Here is a 22,868-nt window from a genome sequence, read left to right as displayed (position 1 = left end):
TCGTTTTCGGCGACAAAGAGACTAATGTTATTAGTACTGAAAAAGAATAATAGATAAATTACTGTTTTGTTATCTTCATTGCAAATCCTCCACCGGGAGACATATTTAGCATCAATTTCTTATTTCCACCTATCGCGATTACCTCTTTCACATAGTCTCGAGCCGCTTTATCGGCATTTACACCATCCTTGTATATTTCGACCTGATAATTTCCATCGCCCAGAAATGACAAGTCTAATTCAATAGTCCTCGCATCCCAGTTTGTCATGGCGCCTACATACCAGATGTCATTCTTCTTACGGGCAATAGATATATATTTACCTATTTCTCCGTCCAATGCTATAGTCTGATCCCATACTGTGGGGATCTCGGAGATAAAAGCCGTGCATTCAGCTTCTTTCATGTAATTAGACGGACTGTCGCAAAGCATATTCAACGGCGATTCAAATATTACATATTGTGCCAACTGCCGGCAACGTGTACCCTGACTCATAGCCTCACTATTGACTGGTCTATAATTTTCTCTTACGGCATTCCGCATTGCCCCTTGTGTATAATCGATAGGACCGGCCAACATACGTATATAAGGCATAGTGACATCGTAAGTAACCTGATCTACATCTGTTGAAGCCCATTTCATTTGCTCAAGGCCATATACCCCTTCAAAATTAATTACATTAGGGTAAGTTTTATGAAGGCCTGTCGGTTTATAACTTCCATGATAGTCTATCAGCATTTTGTAACGGGCGGCAATACCGGCACTCCTAGTATGAAATGCCACCATTGGCTGATCGTCTCTATCCATAAAATCTACTTTAAACCCTTTGATGCCCATCTCGGAATAATGCTTACACAAGCCCTCGATATCTCTATTTAGGGCATAATATCCGGCCCACAATATTAATCCGACATTGCGTTCATCAGCATATGCAACTAGCTCAGCCAAGTTTATTTCGGGCACTACCTGCATCAGGTCTGCTTGTAGATTAACGGCCCAGCCTTCATCCAATATCACATACTCGATACCATGTTGTGAAGCAAAGTCTATATAATACTTATATGTCGGATTGTTTATTCCGGTTTTAAAATCTACGCCATATACGTTCCAGTCATTCCACCAGTCCCATGCTACTTTTCCGGGTTTCACCCATCCAAAATCTAAATCTTTTGGAGCAGAAGAAGCCAACTTATAGACCATATCGTTGTTAGCCAACTGATAATCATGTTCTGAAATAATAAATGCACGCCATGGAAATTCGCCTCCTTTGTCAAACTTAGCGATATAGTCTTCTCTCGATTCTACCTCATCTTGCAGCATATTATGGCCACCTTGCTTTGTTTCTTTCGGATAAGGGGCAAAAACACCTTTCAAACTCGCTTTAGCCGATCCGTTATATAGATACATACCGGGATAGTTCAGTAAGTCTGCTTCGGAGACAGCTATTTTTTTCCCCTTGGCTCCTTCTATTACTATTGGCAGAAAAGCCAAGCGTTCTTTATCCCATTGCGATAAATTTATGTGCTCGTAAGTGTTTTCAAAAGAATTGTAAAACTGTTCTTCCAACGAATTACGTTTGTGTTGTACATAGGGTACATAAGCTTTGTTATCTTCCGGAAAGTTTAATTCCACTTGTTCGTCCTTTATCTGAAAAGACTTTTTAGATGTAGATACAAATCTATACGCCACACCATCATCGTAGGCACGAAATATCAGGTTAAATTCATTATTGAACCTGAATAGCAATTCGTTATAATGGTTTATAACCTCATTCTTTTTATATACAGGTGATAGGATGGTTTCATTTACCAATTGGGCCGATGTTCCCGAAAGTTTTGAATTCACTCCGTAAAACGTTCCATCGGTTAATGTTAAAGATATAGGAGACCATGCCAACATGATATCTTTATCGTGCTGAATACTATATTCTATGATATTACCTATTCTGATCTGAACCTCAATCTTTTTGTCTGGCGATTGTAAACTAAATTGTTTTTGTGCATGGCTTTGTACTGCCATAAATATGAATATAAACAAGAGGGCACTGTTCTTTAAGTTTAGCTTTACATTTTTCATAAGTCATTCATTATAGATCATTGTTCATCAATATATTCTCCTTAGCTACAAATTCCCTGAAATCATTCTCTGCCGGATGCCCTTTATAAGGTACATAGAAATGATTTTCCTTATCCCATGCATTTCGCCAAAATAATATCCATGATATTTTATATTTATTTATAACAGGATATACATTCCGGGTAAAATAAGTAGTATCCGGTATACTCTCCAATCCTGTTTCGGCTACTACTGGTAGCTTCCCCGAACGGGCAGCGAAGTCTGTTACTATTTTCAGATTAGTATCCATCTCTTTCATATAACGGCTCAGATCTTCAGCGGATGCATAACAGTCAAAACCCACTATATCGACATATTCGTCGCCGGGATAACGTTCCAGATATTCGGCTTCGGTACTGATAGTTGCCGGAGAATAGGCATAAAGTAGATTATGAACATTCTTATTCTCGCGCAAATGATCAACAGTCATTATCCACAATTGCTTATACTCTTCGGGAGTGCATTGTTCGCGGCACCACCAAAACCAGTTACCTGTATGTTCATGGTACATCCTGAATATTACAGGAATTGGTTTTCCTTGCTCGTCATTCAGGTCTGAGAAAAAATCCGCAAGCCTGTCCAACCAAACCAAATACTGTGCATGATGCACACCTCCCGGTAAGATAGAAGTTACTACAGTATCTTGTTTACAATCCCAAGCCGTATTACCTGTTGCTATGTTATCGCCATGCCAGCTAATGGTCGTAAACCCGCCACGTTTGTGAGTGTCCTTTATATACTGTTTCATGTCCGAAAAATAGATAGAATCGAGATTGTAAGGGGCATCTATCTCTACATGTCCTAGTTCCCACCCCACCATTGCCGGATAGTCTCCTGTCACATCTTTTACATCACTGCGACCAGTCTCTTTATACCATTGGTGTCCGTATGCCAGATCATCCTGATGACACAGCATGATGCCTCTGTCCATCAATTTAAAAAGCCTGTTGTATAATTGCACCGTTTCGGATGTCGCATTTTTGTCGACAGGTTGCTTCAGATTTGGCTCTTTGTGCTTACTGCAAGAACTAAAGGTTAGTATAAATACAATAATATATATTAGTTTTTTCATGGAATCAATTTCTAATTTGTAACTGTAAACATCTTTTTATCTTTAATATCGGAAGAAGAAGCTCCAATTTTTAATTCAAAATCACCGGGTTCTATAACTCTTTCATTCTTCAGATTGATAAAAGAGAGGTCATTCAGTGATAATTCAAATTTTACAGTTTTTGTTTCGCCAGGTTTCAGATCAATCTTTTCGAACCTACGCAAACGTATCATATCAGGTAAGGCAGAAGCATATAAGTCGCTGGAGTATAGCTGCACTACTTCTTTTCCCTGACTATTTCCTGTATTTTTGACATCTATTGTGATCTGTATTTTTTCGTTCGAATCCTTTACCATCGAGGTTTTGTTGATTGTCATATTCGAGTATTCAAAAGATGTATAACTCAAACCAAATCCAAAATGGAATTCAGGATTGAAGTCTCCCTGATAATTATATGCCCCTGCGTTAGCGGTTTGCTCCTCAGAGTATTTATGATAATATGGAGTAAACGAGTTTGGAAATGCAGGATAAGTATAAGGTAGTTTTCCCGATGGATTTATTTCACCTACTAGAATGTCTGCAAGAGCGTCTGATCCGTATGGTCCCGGCAAATAAGTCTGTATGATAGCACTAAGCCTCGATGCTATCTTGGATATAACACGCGGACGACCCTCGCTCAATACAAGAATTACTTTTTTCCCAGTTTTCAGCATTTCCAGAGCCAGTTCTGTTTGCAAATCATTCAAATAAAGATCATCCAAGTCACCGGGCTTTTCACAATAAGAGTTTTCTCCTAAACATAGAATAACATAATCTGCATTTTTAGCTGCTGCAACAGCCTCTTCGAAACGGTTTTTATATTCTGATCGGTATTCGGTTTTATCTGAATAACTCACTCCCGGTATATGCGTTACATTCTCTTTCCCAAATTTTCCTTCCAAGGAAGCTAAAATAGTATTGGTGACCAAGAACTCATCCACTTTTTCTCCTTGCCACGAATATGTCCAACCACCATTCAACGCTCTTCGACTTACAGCGTTAGGGCCTGCAACCAAGAGTTTTGCTCCTTTTTTCAGGGGAAGGATATTGTTTTCGTTTTTCAACAGGGTGATTGCTTCGGCAGCAGCATCGTATGATGCTTTTTTAAAATTATCACTATTGAATTCGGGATAATCTTTGGCATAAGTATTCGGATTGTCGAACAAGCCTAATTTTAATTTAAATACAATAATTCTTTTTACCGCATCATCTATACGCGACACAGGCACAGCACCCTCATTCACAAGTTCTACTAATTGCGAACAAAAGCGTTTATAATCATACGGGATCATCGACATGTCTATCCCGGCATTGATAGCTTGTTTGATCGCCTCCTTATGACTATCGGCGGTACGTTCCCGCGAATATAGGTTTTCGATATCTTGCCAGTCTGTGACAATCATTCCGTCAAATCCCATCTTATTTCTCAACAATTCTGTCAGTAGCCTGTAACTACTATGTACCGGCTCGCCATTGATCGATGCAGAGTTTATCATCACACTAGCCACTCCGGCATCTACTGCGGCCTGAAATGGGGGTATATGATACTCTAACAGTATATTTTCAGGTATATAGGCTGGAGTGCGGTCTTTGCCACTTACGGGAACAGAATATCCTATAAAATGTTTCATACATGCTCCTACTTTGGTAGGATCAGATATATCATTATCATCACCTTCGTATCCTTTAACTAATTCGCGCCCAAAAACAGAACCTATATAAGGGTCTTCACCGAAGTTCTCATACTGGCGAGGCCAACGAGGGTCTTGTCCGAGATCCAATACGGGCGAAAAATTCCAGGGTACATTACTTGCACGTGTTTCATAAGCAGCTATTTCTCCCATACGGCGTGCATATTGTGGTTGCCATGTAGCAGCAAGTGCTATTTCCTGTGGAAACATTGTAGACCCGGCAGTATAAGTAGCTCCATGTATCTGATCAAGTCCATACACAACCGGAACTTTTACACGGGTTTCTTTCATGGCTATATCCTGTATTTGTTCCACAACCTTGTTCCACCACTGTGTACTACGGGCGCGCGTGTTGGGGCTATTGAGTATAGACCCTATATGATATTTAACAATCACCTCACGCAATTTCTCTATATCGAGTTCGATAGTACTTGTGGGTGGAGTATCTTCACCTTTGCATACAGCATCGATACTGACTTGAGCCATCTGGCCTACTTTTTCTTCCAAAGTCATATTGCCTACGATCTCTTCTGCCTTTTTGTTTATATTTCCTGTCTGTGCATTACCTGCTACAGTCATTCCTGCTGTCAGTGCCATTATTAATATTTTTTTCATGGTATATTATTTATATTAAATTGAAATTCTCTATCATTTCTAAACACATCCGGCTATTATGATAGGGACATTTCCAGAATCCGGCTTTGTCTTCTTTCCTGTTGATAGCACCTTTAGCATTGCGGCTCCATATCCATTCACCATAAGTTTTGTCTGATATATTGTTTTGAATATATGCCCACAATTTTTCAGCATATTGCCTATATTGTTCATCTTGCGATATCTTATAGGCATACATATAGCCCACTACACCTTCGGCCTGTACCCACCAATGGCGATCTGTGTCTATATGATTGTTATCTTTTTCATATATCATGCTTCCATCAGATTGTAGTCCTTCAGATGCAGCGTCAGCAATTTTGAGACAGATCACCGATACTTGTTGCATCGCTTCTTCATCATTCAAATCCTGTGCAGCTTCATACAACAACCACGCAGCTTCTATGTCATGTCCGTAAGATATGGGGGTAGATTTGACCGTCCACTGCTCATCAAAGAAAAGATGTTGATGATAGGTTCGGTGATCTACTATTTTGTTGATAAATATATCGATAATTGCTTTATGCGCTTCTTTCAGATCTACATTGTTCCATACACGAAGCAGGTTGGTATAAGGTTCGAGTATATGTAGATGGGTATTCATAGACTTTTTTTCATTGGCGTCCTTCTCACTCAAACGCATATCTTCGATAGGTTGCCACTCGCGGGTGAAAGCTTCAAAATATCCTCCATTCTCCTTGTCTTTATGTTTTTCGAGCAAGTAGAAAAGAGATTGTGCCAATTGCAATGCTTCATCATCTCGCGTGATGCGATAATATTCGGATAGTCCGTAAATAACGAAACCTTGTGCATAAACTTGCTTCTTTGTATTTACAGGTTTTCCCAAGTAGTCTAATTCCCAATAAACACCGCCGTATTCATGATCGATAAAATATTTTTTGATATATGCAAAAGCACGATGAGCCATTGTCATATATTCTGTATTACCAAGTATGCGGTATGCCGCCGAGAATGTCCATAAAATACGTGCATTGAGTACAGCTCCTTTGTTGGCATGAGGATGCAGATGGTTTTCTCCATCTATCTGACCAAAAAAACCTTCATTCTGATTGTCAGTCATCTTATGTATCCAAAATGGCAGAATATTATTTTGTAATTCGTCCTTAAAACTTTTCATAGTATCATTTTTCTTCGCTTCTTCTGCGTGTGTTCAATGCTGTTGTTATTTCAGCCATCTTCTTTTCCGATAATGGATAGAAGTATATAAATACTACCGACATAGCTGTACCGATAGCTGGCAGAATACTTAAAAACATTTTAATGCCATCTATCGTTTCGGCGCTTTGTACCTGATTGGCCTGGAAACCGAAATACCCCAACAGCCAGCCTGTGATGGCGCTGCCAATAGCCCACCCTAGCTTCTGGCTCATAGATGAAGAGCTAAATATCAGTCCGGTAGCCCTGTTACCTGTTTTCAGTTCCGAATAGTCGGCACAATCGGCGTACATAGACCATAGCAACGGGAAAATGCTTCCTGCACATATACTGATTAGTATTTGCATCGTAAAAATAAGGGCTAAGTTGCTCCTGTCGACCCAATAAAACAGGAGGCTAAATACGGTAGCTATGATCATTGCTCCCAGATATGTATATTTCTTCCCTATGCGGTTACTAATAGGGGCAGAGAGGATAACTCCAATTATATTGGCAGCCTGGCCCACTGCAAGGTATAAACCACTAAGTACAAACGGAATACTAAATATATCAAACGTTCCGTAATGATCTTCTACAACATAGTATTTGAAATAATAGACTGCAGCCCCGTCGCGTATAGAATTGAAAATCAACGCAGCAATACCAGCTCCAAGCAATATCCACCAAGGCTTGTTGTGAAAGAGATCCTTGATATCCTCCTTCAGGGGCGTCTTGTTTTCGCTGATTGGTTTTACACGTTCTTTAGTGAACCAGAAACATAAAAGAAACAGAGCCACGCACATAATAGCTATCACCACTACAGCCATCATCCAGCCATGTTGCTGGTCTGTAATATCTTTGCTATATTCGCTAAAGTAGTTTGCCATAGGCATAAATAGCAATAATGCAATGAAGCTGCCAATATAGGCAAATGTCATACGATAGGTGGATAATACATTGCGATCCTGAGGCTTGGAGCTTATTACACCTAAAAGCGAAGCATAAGGGACGTTGATGGCTGAATATATCATCATCATCAACGAATATGTAGCATAAGCATATATCAGTTTTGCAGTATTCGACCATTCGGGTGTGCTGAATGTTAATACACCGATAATGCCAAATGGTATTGCCAAATATAAAATATATGGACGAAATTTTCCGTATTTCGTATTCGTTCGGTCTGATATTATACCTACTATCGGATCGAAAAAGGAATCCCAGATGCGGGTGATGAGGAACATTGTTCCGACTAATGCTGCTTCGAGGCCAAAAACATCTGTATAGAATATCATCAGGTATGATCCAAACAGTTTCCAGAACATAGATGATGCCGCATCACCAAACCCGTATCCGATTTTCTCTTTTAACGAAATCTTTAATTCTTTTTCCATGTATTATATTTAAAAGGTTCAATTCTGGTCTTTAGAATTAAATGCCAGATTTATATACCTCTATATTTTTATCTATAATTGCATTTACTTCTTGTACCGACTTTGCAGAACGGTATCCATCGGGAACTGTATTGAGGCAGTAATCCAAAAGCCTGTCTATAGACGATGTCGCTACATGCATTCGTGTATCACTCGATGCATAATAAAGATATACTGTTCCATCCTCGTCGGCAATCCATCCATTGGAAAACAAAACATTAGACACATCTCCAACTCGTTCCTCTCCTATAGGGGCCAATAAATGTCCTGCAGGCTCAGCTATCAGCTTATCGGGCTGCTCCAGATCGGTCAAATAGAGATATAAAACATACCTTAATCCCGCTGCACACGCTCGTACGCCATGAGCAAGGTGTAACCATCCTTTCGATGTTTTGATCGGATGCGGCCCTTCTCCGTTCTTCAGTTCCTTTATTGTATGATAGTGACGAAAGTTTATAATTTTTTCGTCTTCAACTTCGGCTTTTGTAATATCATTGACCAATCCCCAGCCAATTCCCCCTCCACTTCCGGCATCGATAAATCCGTCTTGTGGACGTGTATATAGCGCATATTTACCATTCACAAATTCGGGATGTAAAACAACATTACGTTGCTGACTTCTCGATTTCAAATCTGATAGGCGCACCCATGTTTTAAGGTCTTTGGTGCGTGCTATACCTGCCGCTGCAACGGCTGATGATAAATCGCCCGGCTTAGCTGAAGGATCTTTCCGTTCGGTACAGAAAACTCCATAAATCCAGCCATCTTGGTGAGCTGTGAGGCGCATGTCATAAACATTAACGTCCGGATCGTCTGTTTCGGGCATTGTTATAGGGTGTTCCCAAAACCGAAAATTATCTATTCCGTTGGGACTTTCTGCTATTGCAAAAAACGATTTGCGATCGTTACCTTCCACACGCACAACCATTACATATTTGCCTTGCCACTTTATTGCTCCGGCATTGAATGTTCCATTAATACCAAAACGCTCCATAAAATATGGGTTCGTTTCAGGATTTATATCATAACGCCAAAGTATGGGTGCATGTTCAGCAGTTAGTACCGGATATTTATAACGTTCATATATGCCGTTACCTGGCAATACAGGCTCATTTTTTTGTATAATGAGTTTTTCATATGCATTGTTAACCGCCTCTAATCGGTTATTAAATAATTCTGTCATAATTTTGTCAGTTTCTTAGTTGTTACTTATTTCGTTATATGGTTTAGTTGCATTGCGTATTTTTTTATTACTTCTATCGTTGTATCAGTATCAAATACAGAGTTTAACCCTTGCTCTTCTTGCGATGGGTCGCCTACATAATCGTCCCATGGTTGCCAGAAGGTATGCGCAGGCCGGGCAAATCCACCCCATGCCCAGAAATTACAACCGGCAAAAACTCCTTGCTGGTTTGCTGACTTTACAATTTGCGCAAATACATTTTTATAATATTTGTCGCGTGCTGTAGTAGGATCGTCGAGCGTATATTTGTGGTTATCGCGTGGAAAACCAAATTCTTCCATTACTATCGGCTTTTTTAATTTCTGGGCTATATTTATATGATCAGCCATGTATTCATTTGTTTTATTAATACCAGTTTGCACCGAACCTGGTATATCTTTGACGTCTATCCAACTCCAGTTTTTGGGCCAAATATGCATTGTCAGATAGTCTACATTTTCATCAGCATGCATTTGTTCGAATAGTTGCATATCCATTTCACAACCCCACATTCCCTCCGATCCGATCGATATAAGATGGTTTTTATCTAAGGATCTCATCAAGGCTGTTGTCTCTTTCACCCACTTTGCCATTAGCGGCTTCGCTTCATCACTAAATGCACGGGGTTCATTGCCCACCTGCCACGACATAATTGTGGCATCGTCTGTGTATTTTGTTTTAGTATATCTGTTTGTCCGTGCCATTACATGTTTTACATGATTGAGAAATAAGGTATGGCATGAATCGCAGTCCGCATATTTTGCTACATGTTCCACAAATACAGGCCAATCATAAACTCCCTTTTCGGGAACATTGCCTTCTCCTGCCCATTCCAGATACTGGCCATATCCCCCACTCCATTCCCAGCTATTGTTAAGGAATAAGACTGCATGCATATTTCGTTTCCCCATTTCAGCTAATAAGTAATCCAAGCCATCGAATATGGTATCATTATATACACCCGGCTCGAGCTGCAGAGTAGGCATGACTTTAACTGATTGCCCGGCATAACCATCTGCTCCTACTAATACACGGAGGTTGTTGATTCCGACAGATTTCATAAAGTCCAACTCCTTATGGAGCCTTTCTCTATTGCCACCCTGACCCTCTGAACCAAGTATGGCTCCATACCAAAAGTTAGTTCCTATATAGTAATAAGGCTGATCTCCGATTACGAAATGTCCGTTTTTCACCGACACAAAATGTTGCTTATTCTCCGTTTTTGGTGTACAGGCAAAGCATACCAGTGCTGATGCGATAAAGAATAATATGACTTTTTTTAAATTCATTCGTTAATTATTTAGATTTATCTTTTCTTTGAAGTTTTTTTTTGAATCATATAAACAAGGTAATGGATTGTGTAATGATCAGAAATATTTTGTAAACAAACGATTTTATATTTTTGTGCATTGGATTTGAGATTACAGTGTTATAGATCTTCCTGTGCAAAAGTATGTATATATGCACGAATATAATAATACTATTTTGTCCATTTATTATATTATCCTTTTCCATTACACGATCAAACAACACCCCCTTACACAAAGCATATAATGTTGATTATAAGTATTTTACAAAATTACTTTTATTAATAAAAACATCTTTTAATAAAGTATAACATTCTAAATTCAGGATATAATAATACAAATAATCAATATAATAGTACTTGTTGTCTTGTTTCAGATAATCTACTTTTGTTAACAGCAAAATTATGTTGCGACAACTCATGATCTATTACTGTATTAGTACAAAACTGTCTGAAGAACTATAATTTAATTTACTATGATTTAATGATAAACAAATGCACAAGAATCATAAATATTTTCACATGAAAAACATGAATTATAATCAAAAAAAGTGTAGGATAAGACAATATTCCCAATATGGTATATTGTTGTGTTTACTATTTATTAGCCCTTTCTCCCCTATAGGAGCAAAGCCTATTGTTACTGAATCTACTCAGGTCAGAAATGATGAAAGGATAATAAAAGGTGTTGTAAAAGATGTGAACGGCGAAGCCCTGATCGGCGTTAGTGTAAAAGCTAAAAGTACTAATGTTACTACAATTACGGATCTTAACGGAAACTTTGAGATCAAAGTGCAGGGCAGCGATGCTTTAATTTTTTCGTACATAGGCTTTAATGTCCTCGAAGTTAGTACCAGCGGAAAAGATACTTTAGAAGTTATATTGCATGAAAATACAAAAGAACTGGACGAAGTTGTAGTAGTAGGATATGGCGTTCAGAAGAAGAAACTGACTACCGGTGCCACTATACAGGTATCAGGTAACGATCTGCAAAAGTTAAGTACCAGTTCGGCAATAGGAGCTATGCAAAGCCAGACACCAGGTGTTAATATAACACAAAGTTCGGGTATGCCGGGCGAAGGCTTTAAGGTTAATATTCGTGGTATAGGTACAACCGGAAATTCTAACCCATTATATGTTATAGACGGAGTAGCAGGAGGAGATATCAATTTGTTAAATCCATCCGACATTGAATCAATCGACGTATTGAAAGATGCTGCTACCTCTGCTATCTATGGAGCCCGGGCTGCAAACGGGGTTATTCTGGTAACTACCAAACAGGCCAAAGCCGGAAAAATACAGGCAAGTTATGACGGATATGTTGGTTGGCAGAATGTTTATAAGATGCCTTCGTTGCTGAATGCTCAACAGTATATGAGTATCATGAATGAGATACGCTTCAATGAAGGTACTCCTCTTATCGACTTTGCCAGTGTGGTTCCTAATGAATATAAGGCAGTACAAAATGGATGGAACGGAACCAATTGGCTGGATGAAATAAGGAACAAAAATGCAGTCACTCAAAATCATTCCATCAATCTGACAGGCGGATCTGAAACATCTAAATTTGCTATGGGATTTTCCTATAGCGCACAAGATGGTATTATAGGTAAGCCTGTTGCACCAGATTATAGCCGTTATACTTTTCGTATCAATTCTGATCATGTCTTATTGAAAGTAAAAGATTTTGATGCTATAAAGATAGGTGAGAATCTGACTTATACTCATACCACAAATGCGGGTATAGGTATTGGAAATCAGTATTGGAACGATATTCATAATGTACTGATAGCAACCCCTTTGATGCCGGTATACAATAGCAATGGAGGTTATTTTGACCAACCGAGTAAGGTTGCGACAGATTGGGGGCTTGATGGAGCCATGTCTAACCCTATTGCAGATATGGTTTACCAAAGAGGTCTGAACAAGAGTAAAAATTATGCTCTACAAGCCAATACTTATGTGCAAATACAACCTATAAAGAACTTGATCTTCAGATCATCTTTTGGATATAAACAAAACTCCAGCTCTTATCGTTCCTACACCCCGGTATATGACCTGTCTACAACAAATAAAAATGTGGAAGACAGGGTGGTTCAGAATATGGGATTAGGACATAACTGGACTTTAGACAATACTGTATCGTATGCCTGGAACATTGAGATGAAACACAATTTTGATGCTGTGATCGGACAATCGATGGAAAAATGGGGTATGGGAGAAGATCTTGAAGCAGAAAACAGAAACTCACTTTTCCCTGGTTCTTGGGATCATGCCTGGATAGGTAATACACAAGGTATAAACTCAACAAACACACGTATTTCGGGGCAACCATGGGGCGAAGGATCAATTGCTTCATTCTTTGGCCGTGTTAATTATAACTTTAATGAAACTTATATGGCTTCAGTAATAATGCGTACTGATGGCTCATCAAATTTCGCAAAAGGAAACCGTTGGGGATATTTTCCATCTGTTTCATTGGGCTGGGTACCAACCAACGAAGCATTTATGAACGGAACTAAATCTTGGTTAGATTTCTTCAAGCTAAGAGCCAGTTGGGGACAAAATGGTAATTGTAATATAGATCCGTTCCAATATTTGGCAACTATATCATTTGATACTCATAATGCATATTATTGGGGAAACAATAAAGGTCAATTAATTAATGGTGGATATCCTGATATATTACCCAATGCAGATGTGACATGGGAAAAGTCAGAGCAGTGGGATATCGGTTTCGACTCCTACTTCTTGAATAGCAGGCTAGGTGTAATATTTGACTGGTATACAAAAAACACAAAAGACTGGCTGGTAAGAGCTCCGATATTAGCTTCATACGGAACAGGTGCTCCATATATAAATGGCGGTTATATAAGAAATCAAGGTATAGAAGTGGCTTTCAACTGGAATGATAAATTCTCCAGAGATTTCAGATACGGTGCTAATTTCAATTTCACATACAACAAAAATGAGGTAATTGAAATAGACAATACAGAAGGTATTATCCATGGTCCGGAACATGTGCTTAGCCAGGGAACGAAAGAAATGTTCAGAGCGCAGGTAGGTTACCCAATCGGATACTTCTGGGGATATAAGACTGATGGAGTATTTCAGAATCAGGCACAAATAAATGAGTATAAAGCAGCCGGTAAAGGTGTGCTTAACGGAGCTCAGGCCGGAGACTTGATCTTTGTCGACACCAATAATGACGGAACTATAACTGACGATGATAAAGTCCAGATAGGTAATCCTAATCCTAAGTTTAAAATAGGATTCAGTATGAATTTTGAATACAAAGGTGTAGACCTATCATTTGTAGCTTATGGCGCATTTGGCCATCAGATTGCAAAATCGTACCGATCGTTTGCCGACAGTCCGTTACAAAACTATACAACAGATATTTTTGATCGCTGGCACGGTGAAGGTACATCCAACAAATTGCCAAGACTGACAAGTGGCAGCCATAGTAACTGGCAAAACATATCGGATATCTATATCGAAGATGCTGATTTTCTAAAATTGCAGAATGTCACTATTGGTTACGATTTCAAGAAATTATTTCCTCAAATGCCATTAACTCAAGCAAGACTGTACTTCACTGCTCAAAACTTGTTCACCATTACAGGCTATTCAGGTATGGATCCTGAGATAGGCTATGGCTATTCGAACGAAACTCCTTGGGCTTCAGGTATCGATGTTGGATTTTATCCGAGTCCACGTACATATTTAGTTGGAGTTAATCTTAAATTTTAAACAAAAACAACATGAAAAAGATCATATTTATAATAGGCGCCATATTGTTATTTACCGGCTGTGACAGTTTTTTAGATTCAGAAAGTTATACAAAAAAGAATACTGGTAACTTTCCTAAAACGCTGGACGATGCCAATAAGATGATTACAGCTATTTACTCTACAATGAGCCAGGCTATATCCAATCCTCAACACACTCTATTCTATATGTCTGAGTTAGCTTCTGATGAACGATTTGGAGGAGGTGGCGAAAACGATAAAGATATGCAGGGACTGGATCACTTCATGAATACTGCACCAAGTCGTTTCGGTACATTCTGGACAGCTCGCTATCAAGGAATATTCAGAGCAAATATGGCTTTGGAAACTTTGGAGAACTGTACAGGTTGGGAAAGTGACGCTCAGAAAAACCAGTATTATGGAGAAGCTTATTTCATGCGTGCATTATTCTATTTCGAGATGGTGCAGATGTTTGGTGAAGTTCCATTAGTACTTAAAACAGAAGCTGAAAATCTGCCTAAGTCACCGGCCGATGCCATATATGCCCAAATAGCCTCCGATCTGCAACAAGCTATTAGCCTGATGTATGATAAAGCATATACCGAAACTCAATCCGGCCATGCAACAAAATGGGCAGCACAGGCTCTTATGGCACGCGTATTTTTATTCTACACAGGCTATTATAACAAAACAGATTTGCCTACAAATGATGGATCGATTTCGAAAGATCAAGTTATATCATGGTTAGACAATTGTATTGCGAATAGCGGACACGGCTTAGTAGGAGATTTCAGAAACCTGTGGCCATATACAAATTCTTATACAGTAGAAGAGTATGCCTATACAAAAGGTAAAGGATTGATGTGGGCCGATGATGGTAACAAAGAAACTGTTTTCGCTGTCAAATTCGGAACAACTGTAGATTGGGGTGATACATATCAACTAGGATACTCGAACCAGTATGTCTTACATTTCGGTTTGAGAAGCAACAACGGAGGCGAAGACACTTTCCCATTCGGACAAGGTTGGGGTGCAGGCCCGGTAAACTCAAAACTATGGAATGATTGGCGAGCCCAGGAGCCAACCGATCCTCGCCGTGTAGCATCTATATTGAATGTAGAAGATGAATTGACGAAATACATATATGGCGCTGATAAACAAATGGAGGAAACCGGATTTTGGCAAAAGAAATATATCCCAATCACGGCACACGACCCTGATGGTGGCGCTTTGGTAGCATCGTATGCTGTACTGAAAGAGAAGGCAAATCCTAACCTACAGATATGTCATATGCAAGATTTGGTACTGATCAGATTTGCTGATATATTATTAATGCATTCCGAACTAAAACAAGACAATACAGGTCTCAATAAAGTTAGAGCCCGTGTAGGATTGCCTATCGTTGGTTATTCTTTAGAAGCCCTCAAGCGTGAACGCAGATGGGAATTAGCATTTGAAGGACAACGCTATTTTGATATAATGAGATGGCACGACGCTCCTCAATTATTAGCCCAGCAGGAAGGCGCCGCTATAAAAAACAGAGGTGTAGATGCTGTTATGAAAGTATTTGGTGGAGGTTACAAAGCCCGTTATGAAGCTACCGGCGGATTCTGGCCTATTCCTGAATCACAGATAGCATTATCGAATGGTGTATTAACTCAAAATAAAGGTTGGGGAACGTCTGATGTAGAATATCCTGGCTGGTAATAAATGATGACTAATTTTACTAAAAAATAAGAAAATGAAAAAATTAACTATATTATATTTTTCGTTACTGGCAATTATCTTTTCCTCTTGCGATCCTATCGAAAAAACGAATCCTATAGGAGGTGAGATATCGGCAAATGAGTTGAATATCAAAGCTACACCAATAGTTGTTAATGGTAAAAACTCGAATAAAGTCATATTAGAAAATCATAGTCCGGTTCTCTCTAACTGGGACTACGGTGTGGGAACTTCTCAGCGGCAAACCGATACTGTACTGTTGGTGGTAGAAGGTACTAATAAGATAACCTTCACCGGGCTGAATCCGAATGGAACTACTATATCAAAAGAACTGAGTGTATCTGTCGACGAACTATCGTTCCCTGTACCTTTAGAGTGGGGATATCTGTGTGGTACAGGAGAGAAAGAATGGGTATGGGATACGACTCAACCGGCAGTGTGGGGTAATGGCGGCTATATGGTTAACAATGCTCCGGCTTGGTGGACCTTAAACATTGACGCAATAGATGGACAAGCCGCAGGCGATGGTGTTGGAGCAAGTATGATATTTTCATTACAAGGTGCCAGTTTGACCAAGAACAAATCGGATGGAACTAAGGAAAAAGGTACGTTTTCTTTCGATATAACTCAGAAAATAGTTTTAGGCGATGGTACAGTATGGGCAACCGGAAAACTCAAAACAAAAGCTGTAAACGTATTGTGTGGTATATCACCCAACGAAGGAAGGGTTAAGGTATATGAATATGATATCTTAATAATAAATAATAACCAACTGGTTCTTTCTTATCCAGAGGCTGACGTAGAAGTAGGAGGAACAGCCTGGTTCTGGATGTTCAAAGCTAAGTAAGGTAAATAAAGTTTTGGTAATTAAAGCTTATCTGTCAGCATTGGCAGATAAGCTTTTTTTCTATCACACGCTTTACTCCGATATATGTACACATACGGACCAAGGCAAACAATCATTGTATACAAAATATCATGTGCAGGGAAATAGATCCTTGGTGCTTAAATAATTACTTTTCGTTTCGGATAATTAGCTCTGAATTCAGATGGAGTGCAGTCTTTCTTTTTCTTGAATATCCGATTAAAGTTAGATATATTATTGAATCCACATTCGTAACAAATCTCAGATACAGACATCGATGAGTCTACCAACAGTCTTATAGTATGCCCGATTCGTATAACCAAAACGTAATCTGATAAAGTCTTTCCGGTTCTCAGTTTAAAAAACTTACTAAATGCAGCCGGAGACATGCCTACCAGATGAGCTAGATCTTCTAAACGGATTGAATGTTTGAAATGCTCATCGATATATGTTTGTACCTTTTGTACTCTCCTACTCTCGGAATGCGAACTGATTTTGGCGAAAGAAGAACTGGATAATGTATACATACCCTCGCTATTACAATAACATGACAATTCGTACAATATGCTTAAAAATTTAATAACGGAATAAAAGCCCTGTTGCTCAGAGGCCAATACATCGAGCATATGATAAACTTTCATTATAGCCTTATTCGAAAAGCAAATACCTTTTCGTGCTTGTTCGAACATCCTATTTATCGATTTGAACTGATTCTTATTAAGAAAATTATTAATGAATAGGTCTGACGAAAATTGGATAGTAATCTCTCTTATTTGTTTCGGTGGACAGTCATTCTGAAACCAGGCATGCTCAAGATCTTTACTGGTTATGAGTACAAGGTCGTAATCGCCAATTATTTCGGCCGAATCGCCAACGATCCGCTTTATACCTGAAGCATTTTCTACAAAATTGAGTTCATACTCATCATGGCAATGCAAGGGGTATGTAAATTCTGTTTTTATCCTGTCTGTTATATAAAAACAGTCCTTTTCGGACAAGGGTGTTATTTCTCGTAATATTGAATTCATTTTCAGATTATTACTTTGGTATTTTATGAATCTGGCTTAACCTAATTTCTTTCAATTATACTCTGTATTAGCCTTGGTTGTATAAAATTCTGAAGCTGAATTCCTCTATATACAATGCATTATATATTTCCATCACTAATAATAATCTATATCCCTGCCGGAGGAACAAAATAATTAGTTGATTATTAACATAGCATGTATATAGCGAACTCGAATAACCTTTCTCCACCAACGGATCTACGGCAGTAAATCTGAAATCGTCTTTCCATCAAGTTCTGTAGTTATATATATTCAGCTCATTTCGTCTTTCAATTCCCTATTATTACCCTTGTGCGATTGTTTTTGGCAGTCCGGTACATTAGCGAACAATATACCGAAAGGATAATACCCTGTGCTCTGCTCCGTCAATACTACAGCATTGGCGGCTATCCGGTTGTTATCCAGATAATCAGAAACGTAAAAGTAATAATTTCTCTCTTTATTATATCATCCGTCCTCTAAAATTCTTTTCAGCCTCGCGTTTTCATAGATAGCATCATCCTCTTATCCGCTGGCTGAGAATAATCATGTCGCCATTTGTTTTTCCATCATTTTTGCAAAAATCCCATTTTGTTCCTTCAATTCTTCCGGCGTTCCCATCTCGGCTACACTACCTTTATCCAGCACAACAATCTTGTTTGCATTAGCAACTGTCCGCATACGATGCGCAATGATCAATACAGTCTTATCTTTCACAAGTGCCGATATGCCAGCTTGTATTTTTGTCTCATTCTCCACGTCCAATGACGCTGTTGCTTCGTCGAGTAGGACGATAGGCGCATCTTTCAACAAAGCGCGGGCAATAGATACCCGTTGACGTTCGCCTCCCGAAAGTGTCTCGCCATTTTCTCCAATTACAGTTTGATATCCTTGCGACATCTTACTTACAAACTCGTCACATTGAGCTAGTTTTGCGGCACACATCACCTCTTCATCAGATGCATCCCGATTCCCGATTCGGATATTTTCCATGATAGAAGCATTAAAGAGTACCACATCTTGAAAAACAACAGCATAATTTTGCAACAAATTTTCCGGTTCAATAAGATTGATATCCTGATCTCCAAGTAATATTTTACCTGACTGAACATCCCAAAATCGGGCTGCAAGTTTTGCAGCTGTACTCTTCCCGCTTCCGGAAGGGCCTACCAATGCTGTAACCTCTCCTTGTTTGGCCGTAAAGGAAACGTTCCTTAATACTTGTTTGCCCGATTCGTAAGAAAAGCTAACATTATTGAACTCAATATTATAGTCAGAAGGATTGAATACAGTTTCTCCTTGCTGAATAGGTAATGCTTCCATGTCATTCATCCGATTGATCCGGATATCAAGAAAGAACAAAGCTGCCAAATTGTTAAAGACTTCCGATACAGGAGCATACACCCTTGACCCGATAACCAAAAAAATAAGATATGTAAATAAATCGACATCACCTGTTGCCAATAATTTAGCGCCAATAATGATGACACTAGCCAAGCCAAGCTTTAGCAGGCTTTGTGCACCGTTTACAAGTATACCAGTCATCAGTTCGCCCGTAGTCTGACTTTTCTCATATTTATTGATCTTTTTATTTAGATCTTTGAGATAATCTTTTTCCTTATTGTAAGATTTTATTTCCTGAACAGCTTCTAAGCCTTCTTGTATATATTCACTTACATCGCGTTTATCCAGGTAGTTTCCTCCAAAGTCTTTTCTTATCTTCTTTTTGGATATTAGCAGTATAGACATAGCCAATGGTACAACCCAAAAGAGAGCTAATGCCAGTTGCCAATTGTAGAAAAACATACCGATTGCAATAAGTACAATACTAATCAATGATGCAAACAATTGTGGTACAGCATGGGAGAATGTATGTTCTAAATCGGTACAATCGTCCATGATAGTAGCTGTCAAATCCGATAGATTCTTCTCTCCAAAAAATGCTAAAGGCAATTTTCGTAATTTTTCAGCTAATGAGATACGACGATTTGCACTTTCTTCGTATACACTGGTGAAAGTACTTTGATATTGCCAAAGAGTGATAAGATACATAACCGACATAAAAGCAAGAGCCAAAATTATGTAATATGCTATTCCATGCAAAATACTATCAGATGAATTGAATATTGGACGAAGATAATCTTCAAGAAAAATGAAAGTAAATACAGCGGGAAGCATTAAAGCGATATCGAGTAGTGTTGTAAAAAAAATTCCCTTACAAAAATCTTTTGCGCCTTTATCTGACAGGGCAAAACGTTGTTTTATTGTTTCAAGCATTATTAGCCTCCTTTCTTATTGTCCAACGAACCGATTGTTGGTATTCATTCCACATTCTTAGATATATTCCATTTTTATCCAGCAGATCTTTATGAGTGCCCTGTTCGGCAATTTGTCCTTTATCAATCACCAGTATTTGGTCTGCGTCGACAATGCTGGTCAATCTGTGGGCAATGATAAGGACAGTTTTACCTTTGGTCAATTCGCCTAAAGCCTGCTGTATGAGATGTTCATTTTCGGGATCAGCAAAAGCCGTAGCTTCATCCAATATAACAATTGGAGCATTTTTCAGTATAGCACGAGCTAGTACAATCCGTTGTTGTTCTCCTCCCGATAGGTAAGTTCCCTCTGTGCCTATTTTGGTTTGTAAGCCTAATGGCTGTTTTTCAATAATCTCCCGGCATTGAGCCATATCTACAGCCCGGTGAACATCATCCATTGTCGCATCCGGATTACCATATCGGATATTATCGAGTAGAGAGGTTTTAAATAGTTTTGTATTTTGGAAAACAAAGGATATTTTATCCATTAATTCTTCCGATTCGATATCTTTTACATTTATACCTCCAATCGAAACCTGCCCTTTACTTACATCCCAAAAACGCGGGATAAGACGGGCAATAGTAGTTTTGCCACTCCCGGAAGCTCCTACTAAAGCAACGGTTTTTCCTTGCAATATGCTGAAGCTTATGCCATCTATAGCTTTCTGCTCAGCATCTGGATAAGAAAAAGAAACATCCTTAAAGCTTATATCATATCGTTCTATTTTCTTTGGGTTACCTGAGATTGGCAGATTAGCAAAAGCAATAAGATTATCTAAACGTTCCATTGCTTCGGCAGCTTGTCCCAGAGCCTGATTCAGATACATACTTTTCATAATGCCTTGCGAAAAAACCGGGGTTACCAATACAAACAAGAAGAAATTGAGTATAACGGAGGCATAATCGCCCGAATAGTCAATCAGCAAGATGGCTACAGGTGCTAAAAAGAAAACAAATCCGTTGATAACAACAATATATATTGACATGGGTTGTTTCCACATGAGGGTATAATTGTACACCATTTTATTATAATTCAGAATAGATTTATGGAAATTTTTAAATGAATAAATCGTTTGTTGAAAAACTTTCACCACCGGAATCCCCCTTACATATTCAACAGCCTCAGTATTCATCTCTTCTAACGATGTCATATATTTCTGCATAAACGAGCGTCCTTCCGAGTTCATCATAAATCCCATCAACAGAAAAGAAATAAAAATGGGGATAAGACTGGCAAGCCCCAACCGCCAATCAAACACAAACATAAGAATCAGTGATACGATAGGAATCAACACTGTTGCGGCCAGATCGGGTAGCTGATGTGCCAGAAAACTATGTGTTACGCTGGCATTATCGTCGATAATCTTACGAATACGCCCACTAGTATTGGTGTCGAAAAATCCAAGCGGCATCTTTATAACTTTTTGCATAGCTTCACTACGTAAGTTGGATTCTACCCTGAATGCTGCCAGATGAGACGACATCAAAGCTGCGAAGTAAAGAATAACGCCCCCAACAGCTGATCCGGCAGCCCACCATGCATAGACACTCACATCTGAGCCAGGAGTACCTCCTGTCACTAAAAGTTCTTTTACAATAAGCCAGATAAAGATAAAGGGCAGCATACCAGCCAATGCACTGAGTGCCGACAATAGCATAGATACGGGAAATAGGATTTTCCGGTTTCCCATATATTGCCGAAGTTTTTTTAATGTATTCATACGATTATTGTATATATATTTATTTTGTTTAACCAATAGCGAACAATGTCCCGTTTTGTTCAAAAAAAAGGAGGCTAAAAATTGCCTCCGTTTATATTCCTGTCAATTCTCGCCAACCGGCAATTTGAAATCTGAAGTATTCTTTAAAGAAGTCTCTGATTTTTTGCCTATCCATATCGTGCGTTACAATTTCACCTACAGTACTTACCATAAATGCACATAAAGTATGGGTAAAAAAAGATGATACTTCTTGCATTTGCGGATAATGCATCTTTACTATTGATTTATGATTATCCGAAACATGGGTAAGATACTCGGTCAGGGTCTCACGAAAGTTTTCCATTGTTGATCCTTGCGAATGAAAAAGTAGCAGACGGATTTCTTCTTTGTACTTCACAAGTAATTGTATATATACATCTACTGTCTCTTCCTGATAATCGATAGTTGACATGTAGTTGAAGTCGATATATTTTTCAGTATGTTTTTCTTTTACAAATGCAAATAAGTCATCTCTGGCAGGAGACACAACTTCAAGAAATATTTCATCTTTATTTCTAAAATAGTTATAAATATTGCTCAATCCCACATTTGCATTCTTTGCAATAGCGCGCATAGATGCATCTTTAAAACCTTTCTGTACAAACTCTGTCCGGGCTGCCTTCAGTATCGATTTATATTTATCGTCTCTCAATATTCTCATCTCAATAGTGAACAATGTTCATTTATGAATACAAAATAACATCGATAAATGAAATTATACAATCACCATTTCTAGGT

The 22,868-nt window shown here is 38.8% G+C and carries 14 protein-coding genes; 3 read left to right on the top strand and 11 right to left on the bottom strand.

The genetic code is table 11. The features are described from left to right. Positions 1 to 58 precede the first annotated feature (58 nt). The 7 genes from QZL88_RS19960 to QZL88_RS19930 all read right to left on the bottom strand — a co-directional run bounded on the left by QZL88_RS19960 (position 59) and on the right by QZL88_RS19930 (position 10,647). Positions 59 to 2,017 (bottom strand): glycoside hydrolase family 97 protein, encoded by a 1,959-nt coding sequence (locus QZL88_RS19960; protein WP_296944470.1) that lies wholly within the window; start codon positions 2,015 to 2,017, stop codon positions 59 to 61. A gap of 67 nt (positions 2,018 to 2,084) precedes the next feature. After that, the gene (locus QZL88_RS19955) at positions 2,085 to 3,185 is read right to left on the bottom strand and encodes a glycosyl hydrolase (protein ID WP_296944468.1); all 1,101 of its coding nucleotides are present in this window, start codon (positions 3,183 to 3,185) and stop codon (positions 2,085 to 2,087) included. Between the two features lie 11 nt (positions 3,186 to 3,196). Beyond that, entirely contained in the window at positions 3,197 to 5,509 is a 2,313-nt protein-coding gene (locus tag QZL88_RS19950) for a glycoside hydrolase family 3 N-terminal domain-containing protein (RefSeq protein WP_296944466.1), read from the bottom strand. A gap of 10 nt (positions 5,510 to 5,519) precedes the next feature. Then, the gene (locus tag QZL88_RS19945) at positions 5,520 to 6,686 is read right to left on the bottom strand and encodes an AGE family epimerase/isomerase (RefSeq protein WP_296944463.1); all 1,167 of its coding nucleotides are present in this window, start codon (positions 6,684 to 6,686) and stop codon (positions 5,520 to 5,522) included. Between the two features lie 4 nt (positions 6,687 to 6,690). Beyond that, positions 6,691 to 8,097 carry an MFS transporter gene (locus QZL88_RS19940; protein ID WP_296944460.1) on the bottom strand — a complete coding sequence of 469 codons (1,407 nt, stop codon included), beginning with the start codon at positions 8,095 to 8,097 and terminating at the stop codon, positions 6,691 to 6,693. Between the two features lie 37 nt (positions 8,098 to 8,134). Then, entirely contained in the window at positions 8,135 to 9,319 is a 1,185-nt protein-coding gene (locus QZL88_RS19935) for a glycosidase (RefSeq protein WP_296944458.1), read from the bottom strand. A gap of 26 nt (positions 9,320 to 9,345) precedes the next feature. Then, positions 9,346 to 10,647 (bottom strand): beta-mannosidase, encoded by a 1,302-nt coding sequence (locus QZL88_RS19930; RefSeq protein ID WP_296944456.1) that lies wholly within the window; start codon positions 10,645 to 10,647, stop codon positions 9,346 to 9,348. Between the two features lie 539 nt (positions 10,648 to 11,186). Between QZL88_RS19930 and QZL88_RS19925 the strand changes: the two genes are divergently transcribed. From QZL88_RS19925 to QZL88_RS19915, 3 genes are read left to right on the top strand one after another with little or no spacing between them, the layout of a single operon-like run. Further along, positions 11,187 to 14,417, top strand: a complete 3,231-nt coding sequence (locus tag QZL88_RS19925) for a TonB-dependent receptor (RefSeq protein WP_296944453.1) — start codon at positions 11,187 to 11,189, stop codon at positions 14,415 to 14,417. Between the two features lie 11 nt (positions 14,418 to 14,428). Next, positions 14,429 to 16,123, top strand: coding sequence for a RagB/SusD family nutrient uptake outer membrane protein (locus tag QZL88_RS19920; RefSeq protein WP_296944451.1), 1,695 nt, complete (start codon positions 14,429 to 14,431; stop codon positions 16,121 to 16,123). Positions 16,124 to 16,157: 34 nt separating this feature from the next. Continuing rightward, positions 16,158 to 16,988 carry a hypothetical protein gene (locus tag QZL88_RS19915; protein ID WP_296944448.1) on the top strand — a complete coding sequence of 277 codons (831 nt, stop codon included), beginning with the start codon at positions 16,158 to 16,160 and terminating at the stop codon, positions 16,986 to 16,988. A gap of 158 nt (positions 16,989 to 17,146) precedes the next feature. On the opposite strand, the gene QZL88_RS19910 is transcribed toward QZL88_RS19915, so the two are convergent. The 4 genes from QZL88_RS19910 to QZL88_RS19895 form a co-directional block, all read right to left on the bottom strand. Then, the gene (locus QZL88_RS19910; protein ID WP_296944445.1) at positions 17,147 to 18,034 is read right to left on the bottom strand and encodes an AraC family transcriptional regulator; all 888 of its coding nucleotides are present in this window, start codon (positions 18,032 to 18,034) and stop codon (positions 17,147 to 17,149) included. A gap of 564 nt (positions 18,035 to 18,598) precedes the next feature. Next, positions 18,599 to 20,329, bottom strand: a complete 1,731-nt coding sequence (locus QZL88_RS19905) for an ABC transporter ATP-binding protein (RefSeq protein WP_296944442.1) — start codon at positions 20,327 to 20,329, stop codon at positions 18,599 to 18,601. Continuing rightward, positions 20,322 to 22,091: an ABC transporter ATP-binding protein gene (locus QZL88_RS19900; protein WP_296944440.1), complete on the bottom strand. Its 1,770-nt coding sequence runs from the start codon at positions 22,089 to 22,091 to the stop codon at positions 20,322 to 20,324. Before QZL88_RS19900 ends, QZL88_RS19905 begins: the two co-directional genes overlap by 8 nt. 91 nt (positions 22,092 to 22,182) lie before the next feature. Then, complete coding sequence (locus QZL88_RS19895) at positions 22,183 to 22,791, bottom strand: TetR/AcrR family transcriptional regulator (protein WP_296944437.1); 609 nt, start codon at positions 22,789 to 22,791, stop codon at positions 22,183 to 22,185. Positions 22,792 to 22,868: the final 77 nt, after the last annotated feature.

Origin of the sequence: uncultured Dysgonomonas sp. (assembly GCF_900079725.1) — a bacterium.
Lineage (GTDB): Bacteria > Bacteroidota > Bacteroidia > Bacteroidales > Dysgonomonadaceae > Dysgonomonas.
Note: the sequence above shows the minus strand (reverse complement) of the source record. Positions and strands in the feature narration are given on the sequence as shown.